The organism is Streptomyces sp. NPDC126497 (genome assembly GCF_040302425.1).
In the GTDB taxonomy this organism is placed as follows: domain Bacteria; phylum Actinomycetota; class Actinomycetes; order Streptomycetales; family Streptomycetaceae; genus Streptomyces.
On sequence record NZ_JBEORT010000162.1, the window covers coordinates 1 to 8,468 of the forward strand.

At 73.8% G+C, this 8,468-nt stretch carries 10 protein-coding genes; 4 read left to right on the plus strand and 6 right to left on the minus strand.

Features of this window, described 5'->3' with window-relative positions:
• Window positions 1–112 precede the first annotated feature (112 nt).
• A complete protein-coding gene (locus ABTY20_RS34135) occupies window positions 113–487 on the minus strand; it encodes a GvpU-like protein (RefSeq protein ID WP_352001030.1) in 375 nt (124 codons plus the stop codon).
• Between the two features lie 626 nt (window positions 488–1,113).
• Here ABTY20_RS34135 and ABTY20_RS34140 point away from each other — a divergent pair.
• On the plus strand, window positions 1,114–1,452 hold the full coding sequence (locus tag ABTY20_RS34140) for a helix-turn-helix domain-containing protein (RefSeq protein ID WP_352001031.1): 339 nt from the start codon (window positions 1,114–1,116) through the stop codon (window positions 1,450–1,452).
• Between the two features lie 67 nt (window positions 1,453–1,519).
• Here the strand turns inward: ABTY20_RS34140 and ABTY20_RS34145 are convergent, their stop codons facing one another.
• Both ABTY20_RS34145 and ABTY20_RS34150 read right to left on the minus strand, forming a co-directional pair.
• Window positions 1,520–2,719, minus strand: a complete 1,200-nt coding sequence (locus ABTY20_RS34145) for an NAD(P)/FAD-dependent oxidoreductase (protein ID WP_352001032.1) — start codon at window positions 2,717–2,719, stop codon at window positions 1,520–1,522.
• 101 nt (window positions 2,720–2,820) lie between these two features.
• Window positions 2,821–3,765, minus strand: a complete 945-nt coding sequence (locus ABTY20_RS34150; protein WP_352001033.1) for an RNA polymerase sigma-70 factor — start codon at window positions 3,763–3,765, stop codon at window positions 2,821–2,823.
• 130 nt (window positions 3,766–3,895) lie between these two features.
• On the opposite strand from ABTY20_RS34150, the gene ABTY20_RS34155 reads away from it, so the two are divergent.
• Window positions 3,896–5,089 (plus strand): acyltransferase family protein, encoded by a 1,194-nt coding sequence (locus ABTY20_RS34155; RefSeq protein ID WP_352001034.1) that lies wholly within the window; start codon window positions 3,896–3,898, stop codon window positions 5,087–5,089.
• Between the two features lie 86 nt (window positions 5,090–5,175).
• Window positions 5,176–6,138 carry a sigma-70 family RNA polymerase sigma factor gene (locus ABTY20_RS34160; RefSeq protein ID WP_352001035.1) on the plus strand — a complete coding sequence of 321 codons (963 nt, stop codon included), beginning with the start codon at window positions 5,176–5,178 and terminating at the stop codon, window positions 6,136–6,138.
• A gap of 18 nt (window positions 6,139–6,156) precedes the next feature.
• On the opposite strand, the gene ABTY20_RS34165 is transcribed toward ABTY20_RS34160, so the two are convergent.
• Window positions 6,157–6,369: a DUF4287 domain-containing protein gene (locus tag ABTY20_RS34165; protein WP_352001036.1), complete on the minus strand. Its 213-nt coding sequence runs from the start codon at window positions 6,367–6,369 to the stop codon at window positions 6,157–6,159.
• Window positions 6,370–6,427: 58 nt separating this feature from the next.
• Entirely contained in the window at window positions 6,428–7,096 is a 669-nt protein-coding gene (locus ABTY20_RS34170; RefSeq protein WP_352001037.1) for a DUF998 domain-containing protein, read from the minus strand.
• Window positions 7,097–7,365: 269 nt separating this feature from the next.
• Here ABTY20_RS34170 and ABTY20_RS34175 point away from each other — a divergent pair, with 269 nt between their 5' ends.
• A complete protein-coding gene (locus ABTY20_RS34175) occupies window positions 7,366–7,686 on the plus strand; it encodes an antibiotic biosynthesis monooxygenase family protein (protein WP_352001038.1) in 321 nt (106 codons plus the stop codon).
• Between the two features lie 221 nt (window positions 7,687–7,907).
• Here the strand turns inward: ABTY20_RS34175 and ABTY20_RS34180 are convergent, their stop codons facing one another.
• Window positions 7,908–8,111 carry a cold-shock protein gene (locus ABTY20_RS34180; RefSeq protein ID WP_003969786.1) on the minus strand — a complete coding sequence of 68 codons (204 nt, stop codon included), beginning with the start codon at window positions 8,109–8,111 and terminating at the stop codon, window positions 7,908–7,910.
• Window positions 8,112–8,468: the final 357 nt, after the last annotated feature.

The following is an 8,468-nucleotide window of genomic DNA, read 5'->3' on the forward strand; positions in this document are numbered from 1 at the left end:
GGCGCCGGGGGGGGGCCCCCCCCCCCGCGCGTCGGCAGGGCCCCCACCGCTGTGTCGCCGTGCCACCGCCCGCCCGGAACCGGCCGGCCCGGTCACGGGCGGGGGCGGCGCCTCACCGGTCGGAGTAGCTGAGGTCGCCCACGGTCCAGGCGCTGACGTCCTTGATGGCGACCCGGTACATGCCGCCCGTCTCCGGGAGCCCGAGGCTTCCCTGCAGGATCCGGGCGAGATGGAAGTGCAGATGCGTGGGCGCCTCGCCGCGTCCGGGCGCCCTCCCCCGTGGGCCGCGCGCGAAGACGTCCGAGAACGGGCCGAGACGGTCCGAGTCCTTCAGGACCTCCGCCACCCGCTCCCGCCACATGGCCTCGGGAGCCAGTCGGCCGGTGATGACGGCACCGCCGACGACCACGGTCAGTGACATCTGATTGCTTCGCTCGGACTCCACCGCGGCGGAGATGGCGACGAGCAGCTCATCAGGGTTCGACATGACAGCAAAGCTTATGCGGCCCGCCCGCCCCCCGTGCGTCCCGCGGGTGCGAAGTGGCCGCGCGGCCGACGGGAGGCGACGCCCGTCCCACCGGAGGCGACACACTTCCCCCTCCTCCAGAGGAATGAAATCTGTTGTTGCCAGTTGAGATTTTCCGGCTCGTCTGGGTATTCTTCTTCTCGTAGACACGGTCGAACGAGATCCGCCAGACACGAACTGGCGGGTGACTGAAGACGAAGTACGCAGGTCGGTGCGGCTCTCGGGCCTCGAAGCCACAGCATTCCCGGAGGGCGACGGAGCCGGGGGCCGCACCGGGTGGCTCGCACCTGGAGGAGCCGCCACCGGTGATACCGGTTCATTCAGTGGTTGGTCCGGAAAGAAACGGAGGAGCAGACGCCATCAGGATCGCCCGGTCCGAGGAGTACTCGGTCCGGGTACCGCAAGACCCCCGATGGGATGGTGGTCCCCGGTCACGCAGCTGCGATCCCCCCGCTCCGTCCCGCCGGGCCGGTGCGGAGACAAAAGGTCGGCACGCCAGTAGGGCCGACAGATGGTGTTGAATTCCCTTCGGGGCCCTGGTGCCGTACGGCACCAGGGCCCCTCGACGCGTTGCACAGCGAGGTGACATGACATCGGACAACCCACTGAATGATCGTCTGGACGACGACGACTACCCCGCCTACACCATGGGACGGGCGGCCGAGATGCTGGGCACCACCCCCGCCTTCCTCCGGGCCATCGGCGAGGCCCGTCTGATCACTCCGCTCCGCTCGGAGGGAGGACACCGCCGGTACTCCCGCTACCAGCTGCGGATCGCCGCCCGCGCCCGCGAGCTCGTCGACAAGGGCACCCCGATCGAGGCCGCGTGCCGCATCGTCATCCTCGAGGACCAGCTCGAGGAGGCCCAGCGCATCAACGCCGAGTACCGCCGGGCCGCCAGCGGCTCGGCGAACGGCTCCGGCTGAACGCGCGGACCGGGCCCGGATCCCCTCCCGGTGCCCCCGGACACATCCGCCCGGTCCGTCGCGGGCGTCAGGCCGCGGCCCCGGCCTCCCGGTCCGGGGCGGCCGGCTCGTGGACCACGTCGCGGCGCCGCACCGGGATGCCGAGGGTCGGGTGGGCCACGCCCCAGGCCGCTCCCTTGCAGACCAGTTCCTTGTAGAGGGCGGCGAGGCGCCCGGTCAGGGCCGCGTCGACGGCGCGGTCGTCGGCGGTGACGTACTGGATCAGGCCCTCCCTGCGGCCCAGCGAGACGCACTGGTTGAAGTAGCGCAGCGACGTGTCGGGAAGCCTGCCGCCGGTCAGCCGGGCCGCGATGGCGTCGGCGGCCTGCCAGGCGGTGGGCACGCCGGAGGCGCACGACATCCGCAGCGGCTTGCCGCCGGGGCCCGCCACCAGCGCCGCGTCGCCGACGGCGTACACGTCCGGGTGCGAGACCGAGCGCATGGTGCCGTCGACCACGATCCGGCCGTCGTCGCCGGTCCTCAGGGTGGTGGCCCCCGCGATCGGGTGGACGGCGAAGCCGGTGGTCCACAGGGTGACCGCGGCCGGCAGGGAGCGGCCGTCGGCGGTGGTGACCCGGTCGGCCCCGACGGCGGTGACGGAGGTCCGCTCGTGCACGGTGATGCCGAGCCCGTCGAAGACCTTACGCAGGTGCCGGCGGCCCCTGGGGGAGAGCCAGTCCCCGAGGTCGCCGCGGGCGACGAGGGAGACGTCGAGGTCCGGACGCGACTCGGCGATCTCGGACGCGGCCTCCAGACCGGTGAGTCCGGCGCCGACCACGACCACGGACCGTCCCGCCTCCAGGCCGGCCAGGCGCGCGCGCAGCCGGAGGGCCCCGGGACGACCGGCGATCTCGTGGGCGTGTTCGGCGACGCCGGGCACGCCCCGGGGGTCCCAGCCGCTGCCGAGGGCGTACACGAGGGTGTCGTACGCCAGCCGCTCGCTCCCCCCGGTGCCGTCGGTGACGGTGACCGTCCCGCGGTCGGCGTCCACGGCCGTGACCGTCGCCCGCCGCAGTTCCACGCCGGTGCCCGCGAACATCTCGTCGAGGGGGCGGGACCTGAGCTCCCGGCCCACCGCGACCTGGTGCATCCGGACGCGCTCGACGAAGTCGGGCCCGGCGTTGACGAGGGTGAGGGCGACGTCCTCCCGGCGCAGCCGCCTGGCCAGGCGGCCGGCGGCGACGGCTCCGGCGTATCCGGCTCCGAGGACGATGATGCGGTGCTGCATGTCCCTGCTCCTGTCGTCTGCTCTTCGACTGGGTCGTCCCTTGAACCGGGCGGCCCGCCGTTTCCTGACGGAAGCAGGATGTGACGTGCATCACACCTCGGTCAGAAGATGGAGAGCAGGGGGTCCCCGTGGTCGGCGGCCGCCCAGAGCCGGGTCGCGCGGTCCAGCTTGTCGGGGTTGACCTGGCTGCGGACCGCGGTGATGCCCTCGGGGGTGACGGCGAGGCAGATGACGCCGACGACCCGGCCGTCGAGGACCGCCACGAGGGCCGGGTCGCCGTTGGCGGTCGTGGCGTGGACAGCGGGCGAGCCGCCCACGATGGCGCGCTTGGCCTTGCCCGGCTTGAACAGGCCCCGGAGGAACGTCGCGACCGCGAGCGCGCCCTCGAACGCCCTGGCGCGGGCCGGGACCTTCCCGCCACCGTCGCCGACCGCGACGGCGTCCTGGGTGAGCAGCCGTACCAGCGGCTCGGTCCGGCCGCTGGTGGCGGCGGCGAGGAACTCGTCGACGACCCGCCGGGCGGCGGCCTCGTCGATCTCGGCGCGCGCCTTGCCCTCCGCGACGTGCTTCTTGGCGCGGTGGAAGATCTGCTGGCTGGCCGCCTCGCTGAGGTCGAGGATCCCGGCGATCTCCCGGTGCGGGTAGTCGAAGGCCTCCCGCAGCACGTAGACCGCCCGCTCGTTGGGGGTGAGGCGCTCCAGCAGGGTGAGGACGGCGTACGAGACCGACTCGCGCTGTTCGGCGGTGTCGGCGGGGCCGAGCATCCGGTCGCCGGCCAGCAGCGGCTCGGGGAGCCACTCGCCCACGTAGGTCTCGCGCCGGGCGCGGGCCGAGGCGAGCTGGTTGAGGCACAGGCGCGTGAGCACCTTCGTCAGCCAGGCCTCGGGGACCTCGATGCGGGCGGTGTCGGCGGCCTGCCAGCGCAGGAAGGTCTCCTGCACGGCGTCCTCGGCCTCGCTCGCGGAGCCGAGGAGGCGGTAGCCGATGGCCTCCAGCCGCGGCCTGAAGGCCTCGAACCGGTCCACGTCCCGAACGCTCAGCGCCATGCCCCGGATCGTAGCTCCCCCCGGACGACCGGGCCGTCCGAGCGGGTGCACGAAGGCATGCGCCCGTGAATCGCGGACAGGCGCACGGGGACCACCCCAGGCAGGCGGCAGACGGGAAGCGGTCTCGTTCATGGCTCAGGAAGCGGGCTCGGCGACGGCGGAAGCCTCCGGACCGGACACGGCGGGGGCGAAGCCCCGCCGCTCCCGCGGGCCGGCCGGCCGGGGGTTCCCCTCCGCGGTGGCGCGCAGCGGGCGGGTGGACGGCCTGGACGGGCTGCGGACGGTGGCGGTCGCCCTGGTGATCGCCTACCACGTGGCGCCGGACCTGCTGCCGGGCGGCTCGGTCGCCGTGGACGTCTTCTTCACCCTCAGCGGCTTCGTCATCACCCGGCTGCTGCTCGCCGAGTACGCCCGCACCGGCGGCCTCGCCCTGCTCCCCTTCTACCGGCGGCGCTGGCTGCGGCTGGTGCCCGCGCTGCTGGCCGTGTGCGCGGTCTGCGCCGCCCTGTCGGTGACGACCCCGCTGTGGGGCTTCGACAACTCCCTGCCGGCGGCGGGACTGTCGGCGCTGTTCCTGGTCAACCTGGTACGGGCCGCGGAGCCCGGACCGTACGGCGACCTGATGGGACCGCTCGCGCACACCTGGTCGCTGGGGGTGGAGGAGCAGTTCTACCTGCTCTGGCCGCTCGTGCTGCTGGGGCTGCTGCGGTACGTCCGGGCGCGCACCGTGCTGCTCTGCACGGTGGCCCTGTGCGCGCTGCCCGTGCTGTGGCGCTGCGCCCTGTGGCACCCGGACGCGGCCCACCGCATCTACAACGGCACCGACACCCGCGCCGACCAGTTGCTGGCCGGTGCCCTCGTCGCCCTGGTCCTGGCGCGGCTGCGCGCCGACGACCCCCGGCTGGCGGTGCTGCGCGCCTGGGCGGGCCGGCTGGCCTGGCCGGCGCTGGGCCTGCTGGCGCTGGCGGCCTGGCGGATGCCGGTGACCGCCGACGCGGGCCCGTGGACGGCCGGCTGGTACACCGTCGGGTTCCTGCTGGTGGCGGCCGTGTCCGCCACCCTGGTCGCGGCGCTCGAACTGTGCCCCGCCGGAACGCTCTCGCGGCTGCTCTCGCTCGCGCCGCTGAGCTGGGTGGGCCGCAACCTGAGCTACGGCCTCTACCTGTGGCACTACCCCGTCGTACGGCTGCTGGCCTCCCTCGGCATGAGGGACGGACTCCTGCCCGCCACGGCCGTGCTGTCCGTCCTGCTGGCCCTGCTGTCGTACCACCTCGTCGAGGCGCCGTTCCTGCGCCGGCCCCGGCGCCCCGCGTCTCCGGCGTGAGCCGCCGGACAGGCCCTGAGGTGGCGGCGGTCCGGGGGACGTGGCCCCGAGGCGGACCGGAGGTTCTTCAAGGGGAGGGACGCCGCATGGAGGGCGTGGGGGCGGAGGCGGCGACGGAGCGGCTGGAGGGGCTGCGGGGTGAGCTGACCGGCTACTGCTACCGGATGCTGGGATCGTTCACCGAGGCCGAGGACGCCGTGCAGGAGACGCTCGTCCGGGCCTGGCGGGGCTTCGAGCGCTTCGAGGGCCGGTCGGCGCTGCGGTCGTGGGTGTACCGCATCGCCACCAACGTGTGCCTGAACGCCCTCGCCTCGGGCAGGCGCCGGGCGCTGCCGATGGACCTCTCCGGCCCGGCCGACGGCGCCGCGCCGCCGGGGGCGCCGGCGGACTCCGTCCTCTGGGTCGAGCCCTGCCCCGGCGGCGACCCCGGAGCGGAGGTGGCGGTCGGCGAGTCGGTTCGGCTGGCCTTCGTCGCCTCGCTCCAGCACCTGCCGCCCAAGCAGCGGGCCACGCTCATCCTGCGGGACGTCCTGGGTTTCTCCGCCCGCGAGGTCGCCGAGCTGCACGACTCCACCGTCGCCTCGGTCAACAGCGCGCTGCAGCGGGCCCGCACCACGCCGGCCGCCCGCCGCGAGCGCGCCGACGGCCCGGCCGACCGGCCCTCCGACGCCGTGCGGCTGCTGGCCGAGCGGTACGCCACGGCCTTCTCCCGCTACGACGTGGAGGAGCTGAACATGCTCCTCCACGTCGACGCCACCCTGTGCCTGCCGCCGTACACCCACTGGATGCGCGGGTTTCCCGACATCCGGGCCTGGCTGACCGGGCCGGCGGTCGGGTGCCGGGGGTCCCGCCTGGTCCCGACGGTGGCCAACGGCTCCCCCGCCTTCGGCCAGTACCGCCCCCGTGCGGACCGGACCGGGTACGAGCCCTGGGCCCTCCAGGTCGTCGAGTTCTCCGGCGGCCGCGTCACGGGCATCACGGCCTTCCGGGACACCGGGCGGCTCTTTCCGCTCTTCGGCCTGCCGGACCGCCTGGACGGGAACGCCTGACCCGCCGCCCGCGCCCGGTCACCTGCCGCTGTCCTCCGCCAGCGTGTGGGCGACCAGGGCGTTGGCGTGGCCGTGGCCCAGTCCGTGTTCGGTCTTGAGCCAGGTGACGAGCTCCATGTGTCTGGTGAGCGGGGAGGAGCGGATGAGCTCCTTCCACTCGGCGACCGGCCGGCCGTACTTCTTCTCGATGGAGGGGAAGTAGCTGGCAGGGCCCTTCACCGCGTCGGCCATGGGGTGCTCCCGTCTCGTGTCGGATGGATCGTGATGAGGTCGGTGGTGCGGCGGCCGGTCAGCGGCCCGCCGGGGTGGTGACCAGCCGGGCGGTCAGGGCGGCCAGCCAGAGCAGGCCGAGGCCCGCGCCCGCGGTGAACACCAGGACGGAGGCGGCGGAGCCGGCGAATCCGGCGAGCACGGCGACGGGCACGAGGCGGGAGGCGACGGCCCAGCCGCGGTGGCCGCGGTCGGCGAGCGGCCGGGCCAGGACGACGAACGCGGCGCACAGGGCGAGGTAGCCGGCCGTCCCGGCGGCCATGTGCACGGCTCCGTGCCCGCTCAGCGCGGCCGTGTCCGGGGAACCGGCGGGGAAGCCCGCGCCGGCGTCCGCGGGGAAGGCCGCGGCGGCCCAGAACGAGACGCCGCACACTCCGACCAGGACGGGGCCCCAGGTCGCGCCCGCACCGCCGTCCAGCACCCGGCGCAGACCGGCCGCCCCGGCGACGAGCAGGGCGCCGGCGAGCAGGAAGTTCACGGTCTGGATCCAGCCCGCCCCGCCGAGGGCGAGCTGGCTGATCGCGTGCCGGGTGAAGTCGAAGCCCTCCCGGACCGAGCCCTGGACGAGACCGGCCGCGAGGAACAGCGGGCCCGCCAGCACACCGCCGGCCACGGTCCACCGTGCCGCCGGACGCGACGCGGGCGAGGCGGGGGCGAGGGAGCGGGACGCGCCGAGCGTGTGGGTCATGGCCGGGCCTTCCTTGTGTCGGTGTGGTCGTGTGTACGACCGCCGACGGGAGGGGAAGTCATCGCCCCCTCGAGTGTGCGCTGCGTCACAGCACCCGGGGCGAGACCGACCGGTCGCGCGGGAGCGACATCACGACCCGGGGGTTCCACGCCGAGGTGGAGGCGGGCGGCGGCGCCGGCGCGTCCGGCACGGGCACGGGCCGCACGACGCGCCCCCGCGGACCGCGCCCCGCCGCGCGTCCCGGGCGGGCCCTGCGGAACAATCGGGACATGAGCGTCGTCAAGATCAACGTACTCACGGTCCCGGCGGAGCAGCGCGAGACGCTGGAGCAGCGGTTCGCCGCGCGGGCGGGGGCGGTGGAGGGCTCGGACGGATTCGAGTGGTTCGAGCTGCTGCGTCCGGTGGAAGGCACCGACACCTACCTCGTCTACACCCGCTGGCGGAGCGAGGAGGACTTCCAGCGCTGGATGAACGGCCGCGCCCAGGCCGCCCACGGCGGGGCCCCGGGCGAGAAGCCCCGGCCGGCGGCCACGGACGCCACGCTGTGGTCCTTCGAGGTGGTCCAGCAGGCCGCGCCCCGGCAGGACTGACGCCCTCGGCGGAGTTCACCCGGACCGCGTACCCCCCGATCACCCTTCCGGCGGCCGGCGCGGTGATCGGCGCGACCGCGGAGCTCACCGCGGACGCGTCGGACGAAAGGACCTCGGGCGCGTCGGCCCCGCGGGAAATGCGGACGGAAAGCGACGGGAAAGCAAAGAGCAGGGGCCCGCACCGAAGTGCGGGCCCCTGCCCTTGAATCCCTGCGCCTGGATCAGGCGGGGACGATGTTCTCCGCCTGCGGGCCCTTCTGGCCCTGCGTGACGTCGAAGCTCACCTTCTGGCCTTCCTGGAGCTCACGGAAGCCCGAGGTGGCGATGTTCGAGTAGTGGGCGAACACGTCAGCGCCGCCGCCGTCCTGCTCGATGAAGCCGAAGCCCTTTTCCGAGTTGAACCACTTCACCGTACCGGTGGCCATATCAATTCTCCTGAGACAGTGCCGGGACCCGCACTTTACGAATCCCTTCATCGTCGCGATGATCACCTGCCCGGAGACCCGGTAGCAAACTGGCAACCACAACTGCAACTGACGTCAGCCTAGCACGGAGGAAGTCAACGGCAAGCGAGGAAAATCACTGGAATAAAACACCGGAGCTGTGTTTAGGGAATGTATTTCCCACGACGGGGAAGGAAATACTGTTTCAACGGGAGCAGATTTTCGGGGGCGACCGTGGACGGCGTCCGCGCCGCGGCGGCGCGGCTCCCCGTTGGCGCGCTCGGCGGACCACGGTGGGCGCGGTCCGCCACGGGGGCGGGTCCCCCGCGGGGAACCCCG